21 protein-coding genes and 1 pseudogene are annotated in these 25,071 nt (G+C 46.4%); 11 read left to right on the top strand and 11 right to left on the bottom strand.

Features of this window, described 5'->3' with window-relative positions; translation table 11 throughout:
• Positions 1-70 precede the first annotated feature (70 nt).
• Positions 71-1,108, bottom strand: coding sequence for a S66 peptidase family protein (locus tag NDI35_RS19915; RefSeq protein WP_445314242.1), 1,038 nt, complete (start codon positions 1,106-1,108; stop codon positions 71-73).
• A gap of 194 nt (positions 1,109-1,302) precedes the next feature.
• Between NDI35_RS19915 and NDI35_RS19910 the strand changes: the two genes are divergently transcribed.
• Both NDI35_RS19910 and NDI35_RS19905 read left to right on the top strand, forming a co-directional pair.
• Positions 1,303-2,736 (top strand): carotenoid oxygenase family protein, encoded by a 1,434-nt coding sequence (locus NDI35_RS19910; RefSeq protein WP_445314241.1) that lies wholly within the window; start codon positions 1,303-1,305, stop codon positions 2,734-2,736.
• Between the two features lie 828 nt (positions 2,737-3,564).
• Positions 3,565-4,386 (top strand): SDR family NAD(P)-dependent oxidoreductase, encoded by an 822-nt coding sequence (locus NDI35_RS19905; protein ID WP_333098608.1) that lies wholly within the window; start codon positions 3,565-3,567, stop codon positions 4,384-4,386.
• Positions 4,387-4,741: 355 nt separating this feature from the next.
• On the opposite strand, the gene NDI35_RS19900 is transcribed toward NDI35_RS19905, so the two are convergent.
• The 3 genes from NDI35_RS19900 to NDI35_RS19890 are packed head-to-tail and all read right to left on the bottom strand — an operon-like array spanning position 4,742 to position 7,935.
• Complete coding sequence (locus tag NDI35_RS19900; RefSeq protein WP_445314240.1) at positions 4,742-5,044, bottom strand: type II toxin-antitoxin system RelE/ParE family toxin; 303 nt, start codon at positions 5,042-5,044, stop codon at positions 4,742-4,744.
• A gap of 2 nt (positions 5,045-5,046) precedes the next feature.
• A complete protein-coding gene (locus NDI35_RS19895) occupies positions 5,047-5,322 on the bottom strand; it encodes a ribbon-helix-helix domain-containing protein (RefSeq protein WP_333047456.1) in 276 nt (91 codons plus the stop codon).
• 33 nt (positions 5,323-5,355) lie between these two features.
• A complete protein-coding gene (locus NDI35_RS19890; protein WP_445314289.1) occupies positions 5,356-7,935 on the bottom strand; it encodes a CHAT domain-containing protein in 2,580 nt (859 codons plus the stop codon).
• 84 nt (positions 7,936-8,019) lie between these two features.
• Here NDI35_RS19890 and NDI35_RS19885 point away from each other — a divergent pair, with 84 nt between their 5' ends.
• Positions 8,020-8,349: a hypothetical protein gene (locus NDI35_RS19885; protein WP_445314239.1), complete on the top strand. Its 330-nt coding sequence runs from the start codon at positions 8,020-8,022 to the stop codon at positions 8,347-8,349.
• A gap of 36 nt (positions 8,350-8,385) precedes the next feature.
• On the opposite strand, the gene tsaB is transcribed toward NDI35_RS19885, so the two are convergent.
• The 3 genes from tsaB to NDI35_RS19870 all read right to left on the bottom strand — a co-directional run bounded on the left by tsaB (position 8,386) and on the right by NDI35_RS19870 (position 11,267).
• Complete coding sequence (tsaB, locus tag NDI35_RS19880; protein ID WP_445314238.1) at positions 8,386-9,063, bottom strand: tRNA (adenosine(37)-N6)-threonylcarbamoyltransferase complex dimerization subunit type 1 TsaB; 678 nt, start codon at positions 9,061-9,063, stop codon at positions 8,386-8,388.
• A 2-nt stretch (positions 9,064-9,065) separates the two neighbouring features.
• A complete protein-coding gene (locus NDI35_RS19875) occupies positions 9,066-10,778 on the bottom strand; it encodes a protein kinase domain-containing protein (protein WP_445314237.1) in 1,713 nt (570 codons plus the stop codon).
• Positions 10,779-11,018: 240 nt separating this feature from the next.
• On the bottom strand, positions 11,019-11,267 hold the full coding sequence (locus NDI35_RS19870; RefSeq protein ID WP_006632635.1) for a Ycf34 family protein: 249 nt from the start codon (positions 11,265-11,267) through the stop codon (positions 11,019-11,021).
• 107 nt (positions 11,268-11,374) lie between these two features.
• On the opposite strand from NDI35_RS19870, the gene NDI35_RS19865 reads away from it, so the two are divergent.
• Complete coding sequence (locus NDI35_RS19865; RefSeq protein ID WP_445314236.1) at positions 11,375-12,631, top strand: tRNA nucleotidyltransferase/poly(A) polymerase-related protein; 1,257 nt, start codon at positions 11,375-11,377, stop codon at positions 12,629-12,631.
• Between the two features lie 121 nt (positions 12,632-12,752).
• Here the strand turns inward: NDI35_RS19865 and NDI35_RS19860 are convergent, their stop codons facing one another.
• The 4 genes from NDI35_RS19860 to NDI35_RS19845 all read right to left on the bottom strand — a co-directional run bounded on the left by NDI35_RS19860 (position 12,753) and on the right by NDI35_RS19845 (position 16,309).
• Positions 12,753-13,100 (bottom strand): DUF952 domain-containing protein, encoded by a 348-nt coding sequence (locus NDI35_RS19860; protein ID WP_445314235.1) that lies wholly within the window; start codon positions 13,098-13,100, stop codon positions 12,753-12,755.
• A gap of 19 nt (positions 13,101-13,119) precedes the next feature.
• Positions 13,120-14,712 (bottom strand): CocE/NonD family hydrolase, encoded by a 1,593-nt coding sequence (locus NDI35_RS19855; protein ID WP_445314234.1) that lies wholly within the window; start codon positions 14,710-14,712, stop codon positions 13,120-13,122.
• A 162-nt stretch (positions 14,713-14,874) separates the two neighbouring features.
• Positions 14,875-15,327: a cupin domain-containing protein gene (locus NDI35_RS19850; protein ID WP_445314233.1), complete on the bottom strand. Its 453-nt coding sequence runs from the start codon at positions 15,325-15,327 to the stop codon at positions 14,875-14,877.
• A gap of 211 nt (positions 15,328-15,538) precedes the next feature.
• Positions 15,539-16,309: a cysteine hydrolase family protein gene (locus NDI35_RS19845; protein WP_445314232.1), complete on the bottom strand. Its 771-nt coding sequence runs from the start codon at positions 16,307-16,309 to the stop codon at positions 15,539-15,541.
• A 213-nt stretch (positions 16,310-16,522) separates the two neighbouring features.
• On the opposite strand from NDI35_RS19845, the gene NDI35_RS19840 reads away from it, so the two are divergent.
• The 7 genes and pseudogenes from NDI35_RS19840 (at position 16,523) to NDI35_RS19810 (ending at position 24,707) form a co-directional block, all read left to right on the top strand.
• Positions 16,523-17,968, top strand: a complete 1,446-nt coding sequence (locus NDI35_RS19840) for an amidohydrolase (RefSeq protein WP_445314231.1) — start codon at positions 16,523-16,525, stop codon at positions 17,966-17,968.
• A gap of 173 nt (positions 17,969-18,141) precedes the next feature.
• Complete coding sequence (locus NDI35_RS19835; RefSeq protein WP_445314230.1) at positions 18,142-19,344, top strand: glycoside hydrolase family 10-like protein; 1,203 nt, start codon at positions 18,142-18,144, stop codon at positions 19,342-19,344.
• Positions 19,345-19,358: 14 nt separating this feature from the next.
• Complete coding sequence (locus NDI35_RS19830; protein WP_445314229.1) at positions 19,359-20,036, top strand: TIGR02117 family protein; 678 nt, start codon at positions 19,359-19,361, stop codon at positions 20,034-20,036.
• Between the two features lie 125 nt (positions 20,037-20,161).
• Positions 20,162-20,935 carry a 1-(5-phosphoribosyl)-5-[(5-phosphoribosylamino)methylideneamino]imidazole-4-carboxamide isomerase gene (gene hisA, locus NDI35_RS19825; RefSeq protein WP_445314228.1) on the top strand — a complete coding sequence of 258 codons (774 nt, stop codon included), beginning with the start codon at positions 20,162-20,164 and terminating at the stop codon, positions 20,933-20,935.
• Between the two features lie 119 nt (positions 20,936-21,054).
• The gene (locus NDI35_RS19820) at positions 21,055-22,464 is read left to right on the top strand and encodes a cation:proton antiporter (protein ID WP_445314227.1); all 1,410 of its coding nucleotides are present in this window, start codon (positions 21,055-21,057) and stop codon (positions 22,462-22,464) included.
• A gap of 48 nt (positions 22,465-22,512) precedes the next feature.
• A pseudogene (locus tag NDI35_RS19815) lies at positions 22,513-23,129 on the top strand (1-(5-phosphoribosyl)-5-[(5-phosphoribosylamino)methylideneamino] imidazole-4-carboxamide isomerase); the annotation flags it as partial.
• A gap of 168 nt (positions 23,130-23,297) precedes the next feature.
• Positions 23,298-24,707, top strand: a complete 1,410-nt coding sequence (locus tag NDI35_RS19810) for a cation:proton antiporter (protein WP_445314226.1) — start codon at positions 23,298-23,300, stop codon at positions 24,705-24,707.
• The last annotated feature ends 364 nt before the right edge of the window (positions 24,708-25,071 follow it).

The following is a 25,071-nucleotide window of genomic DNA, read 5'->3' as shown; positions in this document are numbered from 1 at the left end:
CTCGTTCCCCTCTGCCGGGGAACGCAGATCCGGAGGCTCTGCCTCGGTAATATCCAGAAGAGTTTAAGATTTAGCTGACAGCGGATTCTAACAATTTAATTGTACCAGAGTCAGCGTCGATTTCGACTTCTTGACCGATCGGCAAAGTGAACTGTTCCCGGATGTGTCCCACCATTGAACCGTACCACGCGGGAATCTTCAAAGGGCGAATGTGGTCGGACAAGACTTGAGGCAAGGTTAGGGACTCTTGCGGTTTTTCAGCTTCGCACTTTGTACACTGTCCGAAAATAAAACCTGATATTTTATCAAGAATGCCGGCTAATTTGAGCTGCGTCAACATTCTATCGATGCGGTAAACTTCTTCGCCAACTTCCTCGACAAACAAAATACTGTTTTCCCACTGCGGTAAATATGCAGAACCCACCATTGCTGCTATTACTGATAAATTGCCGCCGATTAGTTTTCCCTTAGCTGTGCCGCGCCCGATTGTTTGAACTTGCACGCTTTTGGAGTTTTGCATCGTCACCGAACCTCCGTCAAACAAAACTTTTTTGACGTAATCCACTGTAAAGGGACTCCAAGTTGACGCACCTAAAGGGCCGTGAAAAGTAACTCTATTAGTTTTAGCATAAATCGCCAATAACAGCGCAGTAATATCGCTGAATCCCATAATAATTTTGGGATTGTTGCCGATAATATTGTAATCCAGGAGCGGCAATATCCGAGCACAGCCCCAGCCGCCCATCCCGGTAAAAATAGCTCGCACTGAGTCATCGGCAAAGGCTGTGTTGACATCGGCGGCGCGATCGGCATCCTTGCCCGCTAAATAGCCGTAGCGGTCGTAAAAATGCTCTCCCAATTTAACTTTTAATCCCAGCTTTTCCATAACTTTAAAAAAATCCTCGATTTCTTTTTTGTAGTTGAAAGCGGCAGGATTGATTAAAGCTACTGTGTCGCCGATTTGCAGGCGGCGCGGCTTATCGATCGCACTTTGGGGAGATAGGTTGGTTTGGGCGATCCTCTTCGAGGGCTTCGCTAACGGCAAAAGCTGAGTACCAATAGCAGTCAGGCCAAAAGTTGTGAGCAGAGCACGGCGGTGGAGAGTCATAGGTGTTATACCCTGGTTCGATTAAGTGAGGTACAGGTTGAAATTTTAGATTTTAGATTTTAGATTTTAGATTGGGGGATTGAGGAATTGTTAATTCATTGATGAATGGCTCACGCGAGAACTGTTATAGATAATTTTTGCTATAATTGTAAAGGAAAATTTCTGCAATATCAGTTGAAAATTGCCAGTTTCAAATGAAAACAGACACTAATATCTCAGCTAAAAAATCCTGGGCTCAAGCTTTAGCTCGTCCGGCTTCGGAATTTCCCCTGACTCAGTTATCCGTTAAAAGCGGTAAAATTCCCGCTGGATTGCGCGGCACTCTCTACCGTAACGGGCCCGCACGTTTGCAACGCGGTGGCATGAATGCGGGACACTGGTTTGATGGCGATGGTGCAATTTTGGCTGTACATTTTACCGATGTCGGTGCTGCTGCTGTTTATCGCTACGTGAAGACAGCGGGATATCAAGCTGAGGAAAAAGCTGATAAATTTCTCTACAGTAATTATGGCATGACAGCACCGGGGCTTGCGTGGTTGCGGTGGACTAAATCTGTTAAAAATGCTGCCAATACTTCAGTTTTAGCTTTGCCCGATCGCCTTTTAGCTTTGTGGGAAGGCGGGTGGCCTCACAGCCTCGATTTGCAAACTCTGGAAACTCAGGGGACGGACGATTTAGGAAGTTTAGAAAAAGGATCTTCTTATTCAGCTCACTGCAAGCGCGACCCGATTACTGGCAATATTTTTAACTTTGGAATTACACATGGTGCCAGTACAAAGTTGAATCTATATAAAAGCGATCCTACAGGCAAAATTGTGCAAAAAGCAACTGTTGCTTTAGATGGCGCTCCTATGCTCCACGATTTTGTTCTGGCTGGAAAGTATCTAATATTTTTTGTGCCCCCAGTACGAGTAAAATTTTTGCCAGTATTAGCGGGAATTAGCAGTTACAGCGAGTCTTTTGAATGGAAACCCGAGTTAGGAACTCAGATATTAGTTATTGACTCGGAAACTCTATCTTTAGTTAGTCGCGGCGAAACCGATTCTTGGTTTCAGTGGCATTTCGCTAACGGTTTTGTCAAGGAAGATGGTTCGGTAGCGATTGATTTTGTGCGCTTCCCTGACTTTCAAACTAATCAGCGGCTGAAAGAAGTAGCGACGGGTGAAACTCGCACTGATGCGGAGGGGACTCTGTGGCGGGTGCATCTCAATCCTCAGACGGGAAAAGTGACAGCAGCCGAAGAATTGCTGGATCAACCTTGCGAATTTCCGACGGTACCTGCTTCAGAAATAGGGCAAGACTCACGATATATTTATCTGGCCATGTATCGCCCTGACGTTGATATTGTACCGGAACGTTATGGCGCGATCGCCCGTTTTGACACGCAAAGCCGCAATCTCACAATTGCCGACATGGGCGAAAATCGCTATCCCGCAGAGCCCATCTACGTTCCAGATATTTCGTCGGACAAAGGTTGGATAGTAACAGTTGTTTACGACGGCAATTCTGACAGCAGCGAAGTCTGGATATTTGACAGCGACGGACTTTCCCGCGAACCTGTTTGCAAGCTAGAACTGCCCGGTGTCATACCTTTGGGCTTTCACGGCACTTGGAAATCGGCAGTATGAGAAAATTGTAAAGAAGTGTTGCGGAAGATTTATTAAAAATTGTTGCCGCTTCTCTGTCAAGTTGTTAAGGTGTGTGTAGATAGGAAATTCTCATATCTAGGAGGTGTGGAATTGATAATCTGCATTGCTCAATTATCCTGTGCCAATTCGCACGAATCCCCGGCGATTTTAAGTCGCGGTTGCACAGGATATCGTCTGCCTCTGCGGACTAAAAAAAGAGGGGTAATTAAGCCCTGGCGAATAACCCATCCCGGCGAATATTCCCGGCCAATTTATTCGCAGCTACACAGGCAAAATCCGCCTCCACGGAGTGAAGAAAGAGGGGTTCTCCAACCCCGGTAAATGACAAATTCGCGGTGAATATCCCCGGTGAATAAATTCGCGGCTACGCAGGCAAAGTCCGCCTCCGCCGACTGAAGAAAGCCCCGGCTGATAACCAATCTCCGGCCAGTTTATTCGCGGCTACACAGGCAAAGTCCGCCTCCGCGAACTGAATAAAAGCGGTAATAAAGCCCGCTTGGCCAGGATTTATGACTAGGTTTGCCCATCTCAGCTTTGTCTGCTGGCATGAGGTTACAAGACCAGATAATTAACTGATTTCTGGCAAACCAAAAGTTTAGTTCAGCTCACGCGCACGTTAGCGATTCAAAAGTTTTTAGTTTTGAGTTAACCCCACAAGTAAATGAGGTCTATCGAAACAAGATAGCCTTTCCCAAAATTATGAATTATGAGTTGTTACCGCCAAAACATTCAACTCATAACTAATAATTCACAACTCACAACTCATAACTCCGTGTCGCGGTGAGCATCTACCAAAAGGTTTAATCTATGCAACTTCAAGGAAAAACAGCTCTTGTTACAGGAGCTTCGCGCGGAATTGGGCGATCGATCGCCCTGGAATTAGCGAGACAAGGAGTCAAACGCTTGTTGATTGTGGCGCGCAACCGCAAGCAATTAATTGAACTGGCAGAGGAAATCGATGTTTTGGGCACAGAAGTAGTGCCGTTAGCTTTGGATTTAACTCAGTCAGTAGCGGTGAATATTGCGATCGCCCAAGCTTGGCGAGATTGCGGCCCGATTCACCTGCTAGTCAACTGTGCAGGCGTCGCGCACCAAGCATCTTTCTTGCGTTCCCCGCTGCCGTTAATCGAGGAAGAAATCGCCTTAAATTTGCTCGGAACCTACACAATTACCCGCTTGATAGCTCGGCGAATGGCGACTCAAAAAGAGGGAACAATCGTCAATGTTTCCAGCTTAATGGGCAAAATTGCCGCTCCGACAATGGCGACTTATTCTGCTACCAAATTTGCCATTTTGGGATTCACCCAAGCTTTGCGTAGCGAGTTAACTCAGTACAATGTTCGAGTCACAGCTTTGCTGCCATCTCTAACAGATACCGACATGGTGCGAGACTTGGAGCAATTCCGGTGGGTAGTGCCCACAACTCCCGAAAAAGTTGCCCTAGCACTTGTCGCGGGATTGCACAAAGATGCGCCGGAAATCTTGGTAGGATGGCAAAGTCATCTAGCAGTTTGGTGTCACCGAATTGCGCCTTGGTTGCTGGATTTTGTGTTGCGGATGGCGACTCCCGAACTTCGGGACAAATCGCGGGGCCGTAAATTGCGGGAGGCTTTAGCTAGCGGGCGATAAACCCTTTTATGGGCGGGCAAGATGCCCACCCCACAAGAAAACTCCTTCTTTGTGGAACGGGCATCTTGCCCGTTCCTAAGCGCACCTTACATTTGGCAAACACTCTAACTGTTAGTCATATCGTTTCCGGTTGCATCGGAAGGATATAGAGGACACGGCACGGCCCATAGGTGTCAACTTAAGACTCAAACCCTTGATCAATCTCGTTTTTAGCTTAGTCTAGATCCCCCTAAATCCCCCTTAAGAAGGGGGACTTTGAGAAGAATCTTGTCCCCCCCTTTTTAAGGGGGGATCTAAGTTTAATGGTCAAAAGCCGTCTGTGACTAGGTTTTACATTAAGTTGACACCAATGATATCACTCATCCTCATCAGAAAATAGGGACGGTAAATCCCGTTCTCCCCTTACCACCCTGATAATTTCAATTCCACTGTCTATCGCCCGATAAAGAATAATGTAACCCATGAGAGGAAGCCCCCGTACAGAAGCAGCTAGTTCCTCGTAACTACGACCCATATTAGGAAAGTTAATTAAATTTCGACACTTTCGATTGAAGTCCTCGACGAACTGTTCTCCGGATTCAATATTTCTAGCTGCAAAGTAATCAGAAATTTCATCTAAATCGCGACTCGCTTCTGGAGAAACAATGTAGCGACTCATCTTTAGTTCTCCCGCATTTTCCGAAATTTTTCCTGCAATCTTGCTATGACTATTTCTCCATCAATCCCTTCACCGCGATCGAGTTGAGCTATTCCTGTTGATACTTTTGGTCGCGTTTCTTCTACCCATTTTTGATAGCTGTTGCTCTCTTTGGGCTCGCTGTTGTCGGCTAGGAGTTCTAATGCCGCTGCGATTACCTCCTCCGCCGAAGGATATCTGCCACTTGTAACTTGTGCTTCTATGAATTTTTGCTGCTCCGGCTTGAGAGTAATTTTCATGGGGTTTACCTCTGAGAACCTTTAACTATTATATCATTTCCACTCGCCCTGAAGGGTAAAAGCAGCCCAATAATAGGGAGACTTCCATTTTTCCTGCTGCATCATTTCGATCTGCGCCGCCCTCAAAGCTGCCGCCGGCGCTAACTTTTGTTGAAGCATTTTTTGATAAAACTTTTGCATTAACACAGCAGTTCCTTCATCATCTACACTCCACAAACTCACCGCCACCCGCTGCGCCCCCGCATACATAAAACCTCTTGTCAATCCCACCATTCCTTCGCCTTTAACATTCTGTCCCATTCCCGATTGACAAGCACTTAAAACCACTAAATTTGCTGCCAGTTTCAAGTTGAAAATATCTGTGAGGCGCAAAAAGCCATTGACAAGATTGCCTTTGTCATCTACCATCGACATCACAATTCCTGACAGTTCGGGATTTTTGCTGTTGGCAAGGCCGTGGGTGGCGAAGTGCACGATTTGATAATTGGCTAAACTGCCATCGGTAGCAGTAGTGCGGCTGGCATTAAAATCAAATATTTGACGGCTAGAAGCTGAGGGGAATAAAGTTAATATTGTTTGGGCTTCTTGGCGGGTAAATGGTAGGCGTTTTGGCGGCCATTCCCGATTAGAAGCGCGAAGCGAGCGATTTAAACCGAGGTTATTTGCTTCTAATTTTTCTGTTGTTGCTTGGGTGATTTTTCCTTTGACTCTTTCATCGTCTGGACTGAAAACAGGATCGGCTAAAATTGCTAAAGTTTGGCTGGGCGGTTTTCTATCTCCGTAATTTTGCCTGAGAATAGCGAGACTTGAGGCGGAAGGCAGGGTAATAATTTCATGTTGGGCAATTAAGGAAAGATTGGTATTTTGTCCCCGGGTTTGGGGAAGAGTTAAAGACGGAAAAGGGGTATAGTGCAGCACGCCATCGGGAACAATTAATAATCGTTTGTTTGCTAATTGGGCTGCTGCGGGCTGTAAAATTACTTGACTTAGATTGGCACTTGCTTGGGCAACTTTTTGGGGAATATCTCGGTGGATTCGGCTAGTTATTGCGTCTCGGAAATTGCGGGCTGCTGTTTCAATGTCAACCTGTTTTGGTAATTCATAGCTGGTTAGTCCGGTGGATGTCACCACCCACAAATAACTGCGGTCTTTGCCGAGGGAATACTGCAATAAAATAGTGTTTTCATCGAGAATCTGTTTCTGAATTTCTGGCAGTGTTAAAGGTTGGGGTTGGGTGAGGGCTGCGTAGCGGGGGCTGGCGGTACGAATCTTTGTTTGAATTTGCTGATATTCTTGCAAAAGTGCGAGGCGCTGTTTGTCGATTTCAGTGATTTTAGTTTGATTGGGATTGGGGCTGCTGATTGCTTCGATGCGCTGCTTTTCAATGGCTTCGAGTTGCTGTTGCCAGCTCTTTTCTTGTTGCAATAAATTGGGGTCAATGCCTTCGCGAATGTTGGCGTTACTTTCTTGGAGGAGTTCGAGGAGGCTGCGGGCTCTCGAACGTTCGCTGGCTTCTAAGGCTTTTGTATCGTAACCGGATTTAGGATTAGTTTTATGCAGTTGCATTAACAAATTGATGTAGAATTCGTAGTAGTCCTGGACTGTGGCAAAGTATGAGCTGCGGAGTTCAGGGCTGGCTATTTTGGTGCGGAGGTTTTCGATGATTTTGAGAGAGGCTTCGATGTCTTTGAGGGCTTCGGTAAGATTGTTTAGAGCGCGTTTGACATAAGCTATGTGGAAAAGGGTGACAGCTTCTCCAGCGCGATCGCCTGTTGCCCGAAATATGGGAAGCGACTGGCTGTAATACTCTAGCGCCTTCTGTTTTTCTCCCAATTCATCGTAGACTAAGCCAATGTTGGTGAGGGTAGTAGCTTCCCCGCGGCGCTCACCTGTTGCCCGAAACAGGGGAAGCGACTGGCTGTAATACTCTAGCGCCTTCTGTTTTTCTCCCAAATCTGAGTAGACTAAGCCGATGTTGTTGATGGTGCCAGCTTCCCCGCGGCGATCGCCTGTTGCCCGTCTCAGGGGAAGCGACTGGCTGTAATACTCTAGCGCCTTCTGTTTTTCTCCCAAATATGAGTAGACATTGCCGATGTTGTTGAGAGTGCGAGCTTCCCCGCCGCGATCGCCGGTTGCCCGACTCAGGGGAAGCGACTGACTGTAATACTCTAGCGCTTTCTGTTTTTCTCCCAATGCTGAGTAGACTACGCCGATGTTGTTGAGGGCGGTAGCTTCCCCGCTGCGATCGCCTACTGCTCGAAACAGGGGAAGGGACTGGCTGTAATACTCTAGCGCTTTCTGTTTTTCTCCCAATTCTGAGTAGACCTTGCCAAGACCAAGGAGGCTAAGTGCTTGCCCTCTATTGTCGCCTGCTTGCCGATATAGCTTTAAGGCTTCTTCCAACTTGGCGATCGCACTTCTTTTTGCTTCCGCCGTTCCTTGCTGGTAGAGTTGTACTCCTTCGTTTTCTGCTTTTTCAGCAGCGTCGCTACTGTTAGTTTGTGCTGTTTGTACGACCTTACCAACGGGCGTGGCTGCTGCAACTGGCTGACTTAACTGAAGCGAAAGCGCGATCGACATTCCAGCCAAAAACCATTGAGTGCGATCGAACATAACCACCCCTTTTGTATTTTTGTCGATTTTACTCACTAGCTCGCTTAGTGTAAAGGCAGGAAGAAGTAAGGGCGATCGGCATTTTTGCTAGAGTTAACAAGTAGTGCGATTCTCTGCCGGATAGCTACGCTTGACGAACTTTTTCCCAGCATGAACAACATCCTAACTACCCCCGATCCCGTAACAACCCACTGGGATTGCCCCGAATGCGGCGGCACCGGTACCCTCAGCCCCGAAATTTGCCCTGTTTGTCTCGGAGCAAAATACATCGATCTCGCTACAATAACTAACTGGATGCTTGATTTTATGGAATCTCGCGGCTGCGATCGAGCTGAGATCGATCGATTGCGAACCGAAAACCCAGACCCTCTAACATTAACTTTTTGCCTCGAAGTTTGTATCGCCCTTAAATAAACAATTTACCAATTACCAATTCCCTATTCCCAATATTCAGTGTCCCTTAACCGGATGTTGACCGTAAAAAGGCAAAGCATCCGACCAATCAGGACGACTTCCCATTTGCCACTCCCAATAAGCCAATTCCAACACACTAGAAACCGACCATCCCAACTCGCTACCAACTTCAATCAACTGATAAGAATTCCCCCAATTATCCAACTTTTCTTGCCAAGATTCAGGAGTCATCACCGTCTCAGGAAACAACTCAGTTAAACCAGAATCTTTGTTAACTGAATAAACAGCGCCAAACAATTGTCCCCGCTGTGCAGGCATTTGCAGCGCTATATTCTCTCTCAAAAGCCCCCCCTTAGCAAGGGGGGGTTGGGGGGGTTCCGCCCAAGCCACAGCCGCCAGAGTTGAAACCGCAAAAACCGGAATATCCAACTGTTGAGCCAAAGTCCGCGCCGTCACCATACCCATCCGAGTTCCCGTGAAGCCTCCGGGCCCCTTCGCCACAGCAATAAAAGCCAAATCCGCCCAAGTTTGCGGCTGAATAAACTCGACTAAATACTGATGCAAATGAGTTGCTAAATCCCGATCCAAATTCCAAGTTTGGCAGCGAGAATCCCCGGCAAAATTGCTGATGGCTAAACCGAGTTCGCGACTAGCTGTGTGCAGGGCTAAGCCGTATTTTTTAACAGATGTTCCGTCTTGGGGATTGCTATTCACGATTAGTGGTAATTTTCCTTAACAAAAAACAGGGGCAAAGCCACAACTAAGCAACCCAAAAGAATGCCAAATATTCCCGTATTTAAAATCCTCGAATTACCCATGCCCCCAGTCATTAAAAACAGCACTACTAAACTTGCAAATAAATTTTTATTGGCAAATTCTTTGTTTTGGGAAACTTGATGCTTCACCGTCATAAAACCAGACGTAACTATTAGGGCAAACCAAGAATTAAAAATGACTATTTGAGAGCCAAAGATAAACCAAACTAAGGCAAACATTAGCGCATCTATCCAAAAATCCTGAGTTTTCAACTTCGGCAGCCAAAATTCTTGGGTAGTAACAGAGGCGATTTTCTTGAGCAATTGATTGTGTTGCAGCCGCACGAGTTTGTTTCTCAATTGAATCTTGGGATCGATTTGCAATATTTGCTTCCACTCCGGGCGGCGAGAATTGTTGACTCTTCCCAACAGCTTCACGGCTGCGACTTTATTTAACTGCAAATCGGTGAGTCTGGTGGCAATTATTTGAGATAAGTGCGGATAGTAAACGGGGTTGTCTTCGGTTCTGTTGATGACGATAGTGAGCTGTTGCTTGGCTTGACTGACTTGGATTGTAACATTGTAGGGGGCGAGATCCTCTTGCAAAGCTTGCTGAATTTCGGCTTGCTGTTGGCGAGTGAAAAGCGGCACACCGGGCGCAGGTGTAACCACCCGTTCGGCGGGCGTTTCCGGCGCGTCTAGCACCGGCTGTGCGTCTAAATACACCGGTTTGGGGTTCAAGTGCCGGATGACTGCTGATGCTGAGCTGTAGCGCCGATTGGTGGCACTTTGAAGCATGGTGTCGAGGATGCGGCCGAAATCATCGCTAACAGCAGTCTTCAAATAATTTCGCCAAGCCCAAGAATCCTCTGTACTGTCGAACAAATCGAAGGGAGGAATTTCAGTCAGCAAGTGAATGCATGTAACGCCCAAACTGTAGATATCGCTAGCAAAAACTGCTTTCCCCATCAATTGTTCTGGGGCTGTATAAGCAGCACTGCCGATGATTGTACCAGTTTGCGGCAACCCAGTTGCTGTTACTTTCTTAGCTGCACCAAAGTCTACTAAAACAATATCTTTTTGGAAAGGAGAGGGTTGATAGGAATTTTCTAAGGCGGGTAAAGGGGCTGGAGATAGCCGGCGGCGAATGATATTTTCTGGTTTGATATCGCGGTGAATGACTTTAGATTTGTGGACGAAGTGGAGCACTGGCAATAAATCGTTGAGGATTTGCCGAATTTGAGTTTCGGTGAATGCTCCTTTTTGTTCTAATTCTCTAGCTAGGTTTTTGCCGTCTATAAATTCTTGTACTAAATACTGTCTCCCGTCTTGTTCAAAATGCGCGATTAATTCTGGAATCTGGGGATGTTTTCCCAAGGTTTCTAGCTGGGCTGCTTCTTGGTGAAATAGTTGAGCGGCTTTTTCGGCTGAGGTATTTTGCGGGAAAAATTGCTTGATTACGCACTGCGAAAAAATCAGGGGTTTGGTTTCATCAACTGCTAGAAATGTTCGGCCAAAGCCTCCTTGCCCGATCGGCTTTATGGTTCGGTAGCGAGATGCTGATGGCGTTTCTGCGTCAATAGTCAACAACAATTTGGAGCCGCAACTTTGGCACAATTCTGCATCCCCTGGGTTGTGCGGATTCTGACAAGTTGGGTTTAAGCAATAGCACATTGGATTTTAGATTTTAGATTTTAGATTTTAGATTTTTAATTGGGAATGGGGAATGGGGAATTGGGCATCGGGCATCGGTAATTGAAAATTGAAAATTGGGAATTGAATATTGGAAATTGAAAATTGAAAAGCGGGTAAAAAGAAGAAACAAGAAAATGAGAGCGTTTTATTTTTTCGTCCTTCCTTCTTCCTTCTTCCCTCTTCCTTCTTCCCTCCTCCCTCTTCCTTCTTCCTTCTCCCTTAAGTCGGGACAAGTTCGCCTGGCCGCAATTTTGCCCATTTGCCGGTCTCTTGCTTGAAACTCTGACACCCGACTACATCCCATTCCATTTCAATTTCGTCTTGGCGGGGACGGATGTTGACGTTGATGGTGGGTTCTACGGGGTCGAAATCGGGTGTTTCGGTGAGGTGAAGCTGTTCGTGCTGTTCTTCTACGGCGTGGTAGGTGAAGCAGCGGTCTACATAGTGGCAGTTAATACAAATACACATTCTTGATATCCTCTGTGCATTTCAAAAAGATTGGTGAAATTTGAGCTTTCTGTTAATCTAGCGTAGCAAGAGTTTAATTGTTTGTAAGTTTGTAGATTTTTGTTGCAATGCCGATTAATTTGCCCTCTTCATTATCTCCTAATACTTGGCCGTTTGATTTGGAACTGCTGACACCGCCTGCTTATCTGGTGGGCGGTGCGGTACGGGATGCGTTGCTGGGCCGCCGATCGCACTATTTTGACTTGGATTTTGTCATGCTAACACGGGCGGTGAAGACTGCTCGAAAAATTGCCGATCGCACGAAAGGTGGATTTGTCTTGTTGGATGCGGAACGCCAAATTGCGCGGGTGGTGTTTGCCGACGGTACGGCGGATTTGGCGCAGGCGGAAGGGGGGAGTCTGGAGGGGGATTTGCTGCGCCGGGATTTTCGGATAAATGCGATCGCCTACAATCCTTTTACCGGAGAAATCATCGATCCTTTGGACGGTCAAACTGATTTGCGCTTGGGTGTGCTGCGGATGATTTCGCGGTCAAATTTGGAGGACGATCCGCTAAGGTTATTAAGAGCTTACCGCCAAGCCGCGCAGTTGGGTTTTGCGATCGAAGCTGAAACTCAATCTGCGATTCGGGAATTGGCGCCGCTGTTGAGTCGGGTAGCGGTGGAACGGGTGCGGACGGAATTAGGTTATTTGTTGAGTAATCCAGAGGGTGTTCCTTGGATTTGTCGCGGTTGCGAAGACGGTTTGTTTTCGATTTGGTTTGAAAGTGCGATCGACCGTTTTGATATTTTGACAAAAATTGATGCCTCTGCTGCCAAGTTAGCGGCAATTTACCCGGAATTAGGGAAGGAATTCGGGCGTCAGATTAGAGATACAATTAAAACGCCTTTGTTGGCTGTCGCGAAGCTGGCTATTTTGGCAGATTCCGACCCGACAATTGCTGAAACTCAGTTGCTGCGGTTGAAGTACAGCAATGCGGAGATTAAAAGTGCGATCGGGCTTTTGAATTACTTGCCGAAGTTGCAAGCAAAACCTATCGTGGAAATGTCTTTGCGAGAACAGTATTTTTTGTTTCGGGATGTGGGAATAGTATTTCCAGTTTTAGCGGTTTTGGCCGTGGCGGCGGGAGTTGCGGTTGAGGATATTTCACTGTTAATTAATCGCTATCTGGATGCTGATGATATTATTGCTCACGCCACACAATTAGTTAGCGGCAATGATTTAATGGAATATTTGAAATTGCCCCGAAGTCCGCGCATCGGTCAATTGTTAATGGAAATTCAATTAGCGCGGGTGGAAGGGAGAATCGCGACTCGCGAAGATGCGCTGACATTGGCGGCAGAGTTGGTGAATCAGTCAGTTTAAATTGATATATTTCAGAAATTAGAACGGGCAAGATGCCCGTTTTACAAAATTCAACTTTCCCGTGGGGTTGGCTTCTAGCCCGCCCTAAAAAGTTAGTTTACAATGCTCAAAACTCAGAATCTTAAACAACATTTTTTAATTCTTCCGGCAATTCAAACTTGCCATCGGCACCCGGTTCAAACTCAACAACTTTCAACACAGCATCAACATTCAGCGGCCCGTAAATGTGCGGGTAATTCTCACCCGCAGCCAATTCATACTTAAGTTCAGATTCTACTTTGTCCGAGTCAATCCAAAGCAGCAGCAATCCTGTTTGTCCCACAAAAAATTTATTAGCAGATTTAAGAACTTGTGGCAGAGTCGAACAGTGGATAAATCCTTCAGTATCTAGCGTATCGCCGCGATAGGATTGAACTTGTTTTGCTTGTTCCCACTGTTGGCTGCGGGTGATGTGAAAAATAACGCTCATAGTTAGATAGGTTTTAGGTTTAATTGACAATTGGCAGCAAAATTTGAGAGGGACAATTTCCGCCACAACTTACTGTCAGCGTGATAATTTTAGCATCGATCGTCCGCGCTTCACCGCCCGGCGCGCCCGTTCCCGGATTCACGTCGTAAGCGGGAAAACAAGCCGCACTCAAACTCAGACGCAAGGCATTACCTTTGGCAATTTGCATACAAGTTGCTTGCAGCACAATTCTCACAGGTGTTTCACCTGAATTCACCCGGACGTAACCTTGAGTAAAATTGTAGACGCTGCCGCTATCTTTGACCTCAGAAAGTATCGCACACAAATCAAAACTCGGCGCATCGGCGGTACAAAATACTTCGACAATTATATCTCCAGCTAAGTGCAAATCTGCTGTTAGCGGCGCCGCAGTGTATGTTAAAACATCGGTGCGGCAGTCAATAGTCGATCGCTCCATCGCACCTGCAGGAAATGCAGCGTGACCTCCCAATGATGGCACCGGGCGCCAAGGGTCATGTACGAATATATCATCAGTGCAAACATCCGCGCAACTCTCTGTTAAAATACCCGCATCTTCTCTAATCGCGGCAAGTCCGGTACTTGCTAAAAAATAAGATTTATGATTATTATTAGGCCATTTATCAAATTTCCGCCAATCATTCCTCCCCATCTCAAATAGCGAAATCGGCCGCTCGTCTAATATTCCTGTATCAACTCCTTTGAGGAAGCGATCGAACCAGCGAATTTGCAAGTCATCCACAGGATTTGAAGCTGCCCAACCATAATCCAAGGCTCCAACTTTTCGCCCCCAAGGTAAATGCGCCCAAGGGCCAATTATCAAATGCTGGGGACAGGAACTGCGGCTCACCATTTCCTTGTAAAGATGGATTGTTCCCCGCAAATAAGTATCAAACCAACCACCAATATGCAGCATTGGCAAGTCTAAATCTTTGAGGTTGGGCGATAACTTTTCCCAATACTCGCTTGGTAGATAATTATCCAACCAATCGTGATAATATGAGTCGGGTGCGAGATGTTTAATAATCTCAGGACGCGCCGGCACGGTATCGTATAGGGGGAGATTTCTCGAAGCTGCATAAAAGGCTTGATAGGCAGAAATATCGGCTTTTAAGCGAGCGGTTTCTGCCGCTAGCTGAATTGCCCAGCCGAGATTTGATTGCAGACAAAATGCGCCGCCTTCATAGGCCCAATCTGCGTATAAATTGCAGCCTACCATTGCCGGACAGATTGTTATTAATGCGTTCGGTTTAGCAGCAGCCGTGTAGAGTTGAGTCATTCCTTGGTAGGAAAAACCGTACATTCCGACTTTGCCGTTACTTCCCGGCAAATTAGCTGCCCAATTGACGCTATCAAAACCGTCTTGTGTTTCGCTAACAAATGGGTTAAATTCGCCTTCGGAAGTGCCGCGTCCCCGCACGTCTTGGATGACAACGATGTAGCCGTGTTTGGCGTACCATGCGGGATGGGAATATACTACTGTAGAGGCGATCGCCCTTCCGTAAGGTTGCCGCATTAATAATACTGGAAATTCGCCCTCCGCATCGGGGCGGTAGATGTCAGCATCTAAACGCACGCCATCTTTAGTTAGCATTGACGCTGTTTCTTTCGGGCAAAGTTTCAGCATAAATCCTAAAAAACATCAACTAAAAAAGTTCGTAGTAAGGGCTTTATTTTTTTCTCTAAGGACTGAAGTCCTTACTACAAACCTAATGAGATAGTCCTTTCTCTAAGAACTCAAGTCCTTACTACAAACCTAGCACGATACGAGTACATCCGATCGCCCAAGAACTCTCATATCTTCCTCATCGAGTTCGACTGGTGTACCGCTGCGAATTAGTTCCACAAAATCCTCATTCGGCACCATGATGCACAAAGTGTACAAACGTCCACTGCCCGTATTCTCAATTAGGTGAGTCCCTGTTGGAGGCACTAACAAACTATCTCCCGGTTGAATACTAACTGTTTTGCCGTCGCAGGTTGCTTGCCCTGTTCCTTTGAGTACAAAAAACATTTCTACTGCAAATTGATGGCGGTTGGGAGGAGTTTTGCCGCCCACATCGAAAATCTCCACGCAAACTGTTAATGAAACATTAGCTATTACCGGATCGAAGACGATAGCTAATCTATTAGTATCGCCCGGACTGATGCGAAATGCTTGGTAGTCTTTCGGAGACTTTATAACAGGAATCACGCACTGGTTTGTCATTTTTTTATTGTTAGTTGTCAGTGGTTATGTTTCTGCTGTCATTAGTGAGAATCCAGAGTCATTAGTCCGCCGCTCAACCTCCAAAGTTTATTGATTTCACAGGAGAGTTCGCTGTCAGAGCAGGAAGCGAGATATAGGCTTTGCTGTGCGGGACTCTCGCACTCCTAAAAAACGCTTTTTACACTCCAGAGGGATACTCCCCTGATGACTGCTATTTAATTGCTTCTAACATAGCCTGAGAATCTGACAAAAAGCCAAAACATTGTTTAACGTTATAAAGAGTAGCTTGCCAGCAATACTCGGGAGATGTGGTAGCTGTACAATCTTTGACTAAAATACAGTCGTAACCGAGGAAATTAGCATCTTGCAGCGTAGCCATGACGCACTGATCGGCGTTTACTCCTCCAAAGAAAAGTGTAGTTCTGCCGAGGTTCCGCAAGATACTATCTAAAGGAGTATCCCAAAAGCCGCTCATCCGATATTTATCAACGCAAATATCCTCCGGTTTGGGTTCCAGTTCATCGACAACTGCGGCCGCCCAACTCCCTGCCATCAGTACAGGTGCGTTGTTTTTTGGCAGCGGATCTCCCAAACCTACGCCGTCGCCCGTGGGATTGTAAACGTGACGGGAAGCTGCACTAATATTGAGCAAATCGGGGCGGTTCCCCCAGTTAATCCAAATAATTGGTATTGCGTGCGATCGCAATTTTGGCAGCAAATTTTTTAAAGGATTAATTGGAGTTCGGGCGGGCGTTACATCTACGCCGATATGTGCTAGCCAACCGTCGGGATGACAGAAATCGTTTTGCATATCTATCACCAACATTGCTGCTTTTGCTAAGTCCAAACGCAGGGTTTTAGTTTCTGTTTCCAGGGTAACAGGTTGAGGCGCGATCGGCGATCGGGTGATATCGGCAATTTTGGCATCAACTTTCCAAGCATTCGGCGGTACGCCCAAGGTGCGGAGAGAATCAGGATTCATAGGGATTTTGGCTCAAAAACAATTTCAATCTTATAACTATTTGATTGTTACTAACTTGTCATATCTTAAATCTTTGTTATAATTAAGTATCAGGGGTAACTTTGTGATATATTTTAGGATTTATTAAGTTTATTACAGTTTGGTGATCGCAAATGTTAGCGCCTGGGAATCATACAATAAAAATCAATATAAATTTACAAAAAGGGTAAATCTATGAGCTTTACAATTCAAAATGCTTTAATTCCGGTTGATAGCGGTTATGAAACCGCAGACGTGCAAGTGGTGGATAATTGCATAAGTGCGATCGGGCCCAATAATCCACCCTCTAATTCCCCCGCTTACCAAGGGGGGGATAGGGGGGGTCAAACAGTTATTAACGGCAAAAATAAGCTGCTGCTGCCCGGTTTTGTCAACGCGCACACTCACTCTTCAGAAATGTGGCAACGAGGCATTATTCCCCCTTTGCCGCTGGAGTTGTGGATTGCCGAATTATACGATTTTACGCCTCTCGATCCCGAACAAGTTTACTTGAGTGCCTTGGGAACTGCGGTAGAAACATTGCTGTCGGGCGGTACAAGCGTAGTCGATCATTTAGTGTTGATTCCGGGGCAGGAATTAGAGACAATCGCCGCAGCAGTTCGCGCTTATCAAGAAATCGGTATCCGCGCTTTTATCGGGCCGTTAATTCAAGATGAATCCCTGACAGCGGGAATGCCTGCGGGCGATAGCGCGATCGAACACGCGACTTACATTCGATCGACTAAGGCAACTTTGGAATTAATGGAAACAACCATAAAACAGTTTCACAATCCCGAAAAAGGTGTTAATATGTTGTTGGCCCCGACGGGAATTCAACTGTGTTCCGATGCTTTGTTTGAAGGCTGCATCGAATTGAGCGATCGCTACAATCTTTGCCGCCACGCCCACCTCTTAGAAACCCCCGCTCAAAAACAGTTAGCTCACGAAAAATACGGCTGTAGCGCTGTCGAACACCTGCAAAAAATTGGTTATTTGAGCCCCCGAACTTCCTTAGCGCACTGCGTTTGGCTGGACGATTCAGACATTGCGATTATGGCAGAAACGGGAGCGACAGTTGTACACAATCCCCTCAGCAACTTGCGCTTGGGAAGTGGGATTGCACCGATTTTGAAATACCGTCAAGCGGGAGTCAACGTATCTTTTGGCTGCGACGGCGCTGCTAGCAATGACTCTCAAGATTTGCTGGAAGCGATTAAAATTGGCTCGATTTTGCACAATATCACGGATTTGGATTACCGCCAATGGATTACACCGCGCCAGTCTGTAGAAATGGCATCCCTAGGAGGAGCAAAAGGCTTGAATCTAGCCGATGAAATGGGTTCGTTGACAGTAGGTAAAAAAGCAGATTTTGTGCTGTATGATTTAACCAGTTTATCATTGCTGCCGCGCACCGATCCGATCGGCTTGCTGATTTTGGGACGCCCGACTAATGCGGTAGACAGCGTTTGGGTAAGCGGCAAGCAAATTGTTGGCGAAGGTAAGGTGAAAACGATCGATGTTGATGCTTTGAGGCGGGAATTATTCGATCGCAGCGAGTGGATTAGCAAGCGTCAATCGCAAACGGTGGGCGAGATTGAAGCGCACTACCGCCAAGTGATGAAACTGCAAGGTTACTCTTAGTAGGGTAAAACTGAGATATTGCATCATTTTCAATAAGCCTTTCAAGGGGGGGCCAGAAGCCCACCCCACAAGAAAATTCACTCTTGTGGAACAGGCCGGAAAGCCTGTTCTTGAGAATGGTGCTATTTGGTGAGGTAAAATAGAACTCTCACAATAATATTTGCGACAAATTGATGATTAAATTGCACAAATCGCAGCGGATACTGGCTTTAATAGTTGTTTTTACAATCGCCCTTACCTCCTCCGCAATTTTATCCCCGCGTCTCTTGGCTCAAACCCCGCCCACCAGGCCAACAACCGAATTGCGCGGCGTCTGGTTGACGAACATTGACAGCGAGGTTATGTTCTCCCGCAACAACATCATTGACGCTGTAAATCGACTCGATCAACTCAATTTTAATACCATCTATCCCACGGTTTGGCAAGGAGGCTATACGCTTTATCCGAGTGCTGCAGCCCAACGAGTATTCGGACAGTCGATCGACCCATCGCCCGGATTGAAAGACCGAGACATCCTCAAAGAAATTATAGCACAATCCCGCCAAAAAGGTATAGCAGTAATCCCCTGGTTTGAGTTTGGTTTCATGGCTCCCGCCGAATCGGAATTAGTTACACTTCACCCAGAGTGGCTGGCGCAGCGGCGCGACGGTTCAACTATTTGGAAAGAAGGCAAACACGATCGAGTTTGGCTGAATCCCTTTCATCCCCAAGTGCAGCAATTTATCTTAGATTTAATCCTAGAAATTGTCGATAATTATGATATAGATGGCATTCAATTTGACGACCATTTCGGCTTGCCAGTAGAATTTGGCTACGAGCCGTTAACAGTGTCAATGTATCAGCAACAAATCAAAAGCCCTCCCTCCAACGACCCCCGCGAAACCTTCTGGGTGCGCTGGCGCGCTGACAAAATCAACGACTTCGTGGGGCGAGTTTCCCGCGCCATCAAATCCCGCAAAGAAAAATGTATTGTCAGCTTATCTCCGAACCCTTTCCACTTTTCTTTACCCGCCCACTTGCAGGACTGGTTTACCTGGGAAAGACGTGGCTACATCCAAGAAATTGTGTTACAGGTTTATCGCAGCGATATCAAGCGTTTTAGTGCAGAACTGGAACGGGAAGAAGTCAAATTGGCTAAACTTAACATTCCAACTGCGATCGGCATTTTAACTGGTCTTAAAAATAATTCGGTTCCACTCAAACAAATTCAAGAACAAGTGCAAGAAGTGCGAAAAAGAGATTTTGCTGGCGTGTCGTTCTTTTTCTACGAAAGTTTGTCGAATTGGGCGAAGGAAACCCCCGAACAGCGCAATTCGGCTTTGCAAGAATTCTTTCCCACAAAGATGCAGCGCCCGCCATCCGAAGGCAGAATTTGAAACCCACGGTTAAAATGAGAAAAATCATACAGCGCTTAGGAATTGTCATCTTATCTTTGAGCGCTTTCTTAACAATTGGCTATCTCACTCCCAGAAAGTGGGGAAATTACTCGCAAGCAGATTGCACAATCTCTCTATACATTTCCAACCAAGGCATCCACACCGAAATCATCGTTCCCGTTAAAAATGAATATTTTGACTGGAATCAATTTTTACCGCTAACTGAAATAGGGCGGGATGCCACTTCTGATTATAAATACTTGTCTTTTGGGTGGGGAGATAGAGCTTTTATGCTGGAAACTCCCACATCAGGAAGTATCAACCCAGTTACAGCTTTCAAAGCCCTATTTATTCCTACTCCGTCTACCGTACACGTTCAAAGTTATCGAATTGTCCCCCCATATATAGAAACTAAATGTGTTAGAATTAGTGGCAAAAATTATTTGATCATGGTAAATTTTATTAAAAATTCATTTCAATTAGACGCAGCAGATAAGAAAATGAAAATTAGCTACGGCTACGGTAATAGCGACAGTTTTTATGAAGCAAAAGGCAGTTACTATGTTTTAAGAACTTGCAACAACTGGACGGCAGAAGCTTTGCAAAAAGCCGAGGTCAATACTCCTTTATGGTCAACGCTTTCTTCGGCGATTATGTTTCATCTTAATAGCGGTTGCGAATGTCACAAATAAATGCTATTAGGTAATCGTAATAATATCTTTACTTTAGATTATAAAAATTATAATGAATGATTATGTATGGGTGGGGAGCTTGCCTCAAGTTTTAGCTGGTATAATTACCAATTTGAGGAAAAATTATGAATGTAATTCCAGCGATCGACTTATTGGACGGAAAATGCGTCAGATTGTATCAGGGAGACTACGCGAAGTCTCAAACTTTTAACGACAACCCCGTCGCAGTCGCCAGACAGTGGGTAAATGAAGGCGCGACAATGCTGCATTTAGTAGACCTCGACGGCGCCAAAGCAGGTCATCCAGTCAACCAAGCAGCCATTGAAGCGATCGTCCGATCAGTAGACGTTCCCTGTCAAGTAGGTGGGGGAATGCGCGATCGCGCTTCTGTTGCTGCTATCCTCAATTTAGGCGTCCGGCGCGTCATTCTCGGCACTGTCGCCGTCGAACAACCGCAATTAGTCGGCGAATTGTCTGCCGAATTTCCCGATCGAATTCTGGTTGGCATCGACGCCAGAAATGGTAAAGTTGCGACTAGAGGCTGGCTAGAAACTTCTGCAGTTTTAGCGACAGAATTGGCGCAAAAAATGGCCGAGTTAGGGGCGGCTGAAATTATTTACACCGACATTCACCGCGACGGTACTATGGAAGGGCCGAATTTGGAATCTTTGCGCGAAATTGCTAACGCTATTTCGATTCCGGTGATTGCTTCCGGTGGCGTTAGTTCGATCGCCGATTTGTTGAGTTTGCTGGCTTTGGAACCAATTGGTGTCAAAAGTGCGATCGTCGGTAGGGCAATTTATACCGGCGATATCTTGCTAAAAGAAGCAATTCAAGCAGTCGGACAAGGGCGGTGGCAGGATGTACCGCCAGATTTAGGTTCTTCGAGTTTTGCTTGATAGTCATGTTGACTTAAGTGGCTACCCAATATGTAACAGTTATCAATTTTCCGACTCACAGTCAACAGTCACCGGTCAACAGTAAGCGTAGAATCGTCTTTCTTACCATCCTCGTACCCATGTTTTTGAACCATACAATTACAGCTTTAAGTTCTGGGGTGGCATCCCTAGTTGCTCCCATACCTTTGTTAGCAACAGTGGATGCAGAAAATTCGCCGATCGTTATGAGCGGAGTTTTGCTCAGTTTGGTAGTGATTTATCTCGCCAGTAAAATCGGCGCGGAAGTGGCTCTAAAATTTGATTTTCCGCCGGTTCTGGGTGAACTTGTAGCAGGGGTGATTATTGGAATATCTGCTTTACAGTTAATCGTTTTTCCCGGAAGCGGGCTGTCAGCCTCAGACTCAGGGATTATGACAGTTCTGCAATCGATTAATCATCTGTCTCCTGTCGCCCTCACCAGTGTCTTTGAATCGCAGAGTGAAGTCATTTCAGTGCTAGCTGAATTAGGCGTAATTATTCTGCTGTTTGAAATTGGCTTAGAGTCAGATATCAAACAACTCAAGCAAGTCGGAATTCAAGCTACCGTTGTCGCCTGCGTAGGTGTGGCAGTTCCCTTTGCCGCTGGTACTGCAGGCTTGATGATCATTTTCCACACTCCGACGATTCCGGCAATTTTTGCGGGGGCTGCTTTGACGGCAACCAGCATTGGAATTACATCTAAAGTGTTGTCTGATTTAGGACAACTGAACTCTAAAGAAGGTCAAATTATTGTCGGTGCGGCGGTGATTGATGATGTGTTGGGAATTATTGTCCTGGCTGTTGTCGCCAGTTTAGCCAAAACCGGTGAGATTGATGTTGTTAATGTCATCTATTTGATTGTCAGTGCAACTGTTTTTCTGCTAGGTTCGATTCTGTTGGGTGGTGTCTTCGACAAAACTTTCTCGGCGGTGGTAGTTCAACTCAAAACTCGCGGCAATATTATCATCCCGGCATTTATTTTTGCCTACTTCATGGCTTTTCTGGGCAATGCAATTCATCTCGAAGCGATTTTGGGTGCGTTTGCGGCTGGTTTGGTGTTGGATGAAAGCGATGCCCGCGAGGAGTTGGATGAAATGGTGAAACCCATCGCCGATTTATTTGTACCCATCTTTTTTGTAACGGTGGGATCACGGGCGGATTTGGGGGTTTTGAACCCAACAGTGCCGGATAATCGGGCGGGACTTTTGATTGCCGTATTTTTGATTGTGGTTGCTATTTTGGGCAAGATCGTAACAGGTTGGGTGGTGTTTGGTCAGCCTGGAATCAATCGATTGGCGATCGGAGTGGGGATGATTCCTCGGGGCGAAGTTGGCTTAGTGTTTGCCGGCATCGGTTCGGCGAGTGGGGTTTTGGATAAACCGTTGGAAGTCTCGATTATTATTATGGTGATTCTGACGACTTTTTTGGCTCCGCCTTTTCTGCGGATTGCCTTTGGCGATACGGTAGAGCCTCCTGCTAGTGGGGAACTTTCTAGCGAGAAAATCGTTTGATTGAGGGAATTTGAGTCTGGGCGACCGACTCATTTAGAAACAAATGTTGACGACGCCAAAGCAGGGCATCCAGTCAACCAAGCAGCCATTGAAGCGATCGTCCGATCAATAGACGTTCCCTGTCAAGTAGGTGGGGGAATGCGCGATCGCGCTTCTGTTGCTGCTATCCTCAATTTAGGCGTCCGGCGCGTCATTCTCGGCACTGTCGCCGTCGAACAACCGCAATTAGTCGGCGAATTGTGCGCCGAATTTCCCGGCAGAATTCTGGTCGGCATCGACGCCAGAAATGGTAAAGTTGCGACTAGAGGCTGGCTAGAAACTTCGGAAGTTTTAGCGGCAGAATTGGCGCAAAAAATGGCCGAGTTAGGGGCGGCTGAAATTATTTACACCGACATTCACCGCGACGGTACTATGGAAGGGCCGAATTTGGAATCTTTGCGCGAATTGCTAACGCTATTTCGATTCCGGTGATTGCTTCCGGTGGCGTTAGTTCGATCGCCGATTTGTTGAGCTTGCTGGCTTTGGAACCAATTGGTGTCAAAAGTGCGATCGTCGGTAGGGCAATTTATACCGGCGATATCTTGCTAAAAGAAGCAATTCAAGCAGTCGGACAAGGGCGGTGGCAGGATGTACCGCCAGATTTAGGTTCTTCGAGTTTTGCTTGATAGTCATGTTGACTTAAGTGGCTACCCAATATGTAACAGTTATCAATTTTCCGACTCACAGTCAACAGTCAACACTCAACAGTTCACAGTCAACAGTCAACAGTCAACAGTCAACAGTTCACAGTCAACAGTCAGCGTAGAATCGTCTTTCTTACCATCATCTTAACCATGTTTTTGAACCATACAATTACAGCTTTAAGTTCTGGGGTGGCATCCCTAGTTGCTCCCATACCTTTGTTAGCAACAGTGGATGCAGAAAATTCGCCGATCGTTCTGAGTGGAGTTTTGCTCAGTTTAGTAGTGATTTATCTCGCCAGTAAATTAGGTGCGGAAGCTGCTATAAAATTTGATTTTCCGCCGGTTCTGGGTGAACTTGTAGCAGGGGTAATTGTTGGCGTATCTGCTTTACACCTGGTCGTCTTTCCCGAAAGCGGGCTGTCAGCATCCAACTCAGGGATTATGACAGTTCTGCAATCGATTAATCATCTGTCTCCTGCCGCCATCACCAGTGTCTTTGAATCGCAGAGTGAAGTCATTTCAGTGATAGCTGAATTAGGCGTGATTGTTCTGCTGTTTGAAATTGGTTTGGAGTCGGATCTCAGACAACTAAAAGAAGTGGGGGTTCAAGCCGTCGTTGTCGCTTGTGTCGGCGTGGCAGTTCCCTTTGCCGCCGGTACGGCAGGCTTGATGATCATTTTCCACACGGCGGCGATTCCGGCGATTTTTGCGGGGGCTGCTTTGACGGCAACCAGCATCGGAATTACGTCGAAAGTTTTGTCGGAATTAGGACGGCTGAAATCTAAAGAAGGTCAAATCATTGTCGGTGCGGCGGTGATTGATGATGTGCTGGGAATTATTGTCCTAGCTGTTGTCGCGAGTTTAGCGAAAACCGGTGAGATTGACGTTGTTAATGTCATTTATTTAATTGTCAGTGCAAGTGTCTTTCTACTGGGATCGATTCTGTTGGGCGGCATCTTTAACAAAAGCTTCACTGCGGTGGTGGAGAAGCTCAAAACTCGCGGCAATATTGTGATTCCCGCCTTTATTTTTGCCTTGTTCATGGCGTTTCTGGCTAATGCAATTCATCTCGAAGCGATTTTGGGTGCGTTTGCTGCGGGCTTGGTTTTGGATGAAAGCGATGCGCGCAATGAGTTGGATGAATTGGTGAAACCCATCGCCGATATGATTGTACCCATCTTCTTTGTGACGGTGGGAGCCAGGGCCGATTTGGGAGTTTTGAACCCAGCGGTGCCGGATAATCGGGCGGGACTTTTGATTGCCGTATTTTTGATTGTGGTTGCGATTTTGGGCAAGCTGGTGACTGGTTGGGCGGTGTTTGGTCTGCCAGGAATCAATCGATTGGCGATCGGAGTGGGGATGATTCCTCGGGGCGAAGTCGGCTTAGTATTTGCCGGCATCGGTTCGGCTAGTGGGGTTTTGGATAAACCGTTGGAAGTCTCGATTATTATTATGGTGATTCTGACGACTTTTTTGGCTCCGCCTTTTCTGCGGATTGCCTTTGGCGATACGGTAGAGCCTCCTGCTAGCGGGGAACCTTCTAGCGAGCAAATCGTTTGATTAGCGGATGATATTAAGTCGGTTTTGAGGTGGTTGGGGGCGATCGGCTGGTATTATAGAACCACTTTCCGGCGATCGTCTCCATTGCTACTCATATCAATTCCCGTTGCACCGGAATGATATAACATCCCTCTCAAAACCCCCAATGCCGTTCATCAAACCCTCACGAAACCTGTTCGATAAACTATCCCAGCGCGATTTGTAGCTAGCTTCATAGGTGTCTATCATCAGAAACGCTATAGCGGTTCTCAAAAAAGTGAGGTATGCCCTATGCCCTATGCCCTATGCCCTATGCCCTATGCCCTATGCCGGATAGTACCTCATCTTTCTGAGAAAGGCTATATATGAGGAATGCGATCGCAGT

The sequence above is a fragment of the Microcoleus vaginatus FACHB-2002 genome (assembly GCF_040004035.1).
In the GTDB taxonomy this organism is placed as follows: domain Bacteria; phylum Cyanobacteriota; class Cyanobacteriia; order Cyanobacteriales; family Microcoleaceae; genus Microcoleus; species Microcoleus vaginatus_C.
Note: the sequence above shows the minus strand (reverse complement) of the source record. Positions and strands in the feature narration are given on the sequence as shown.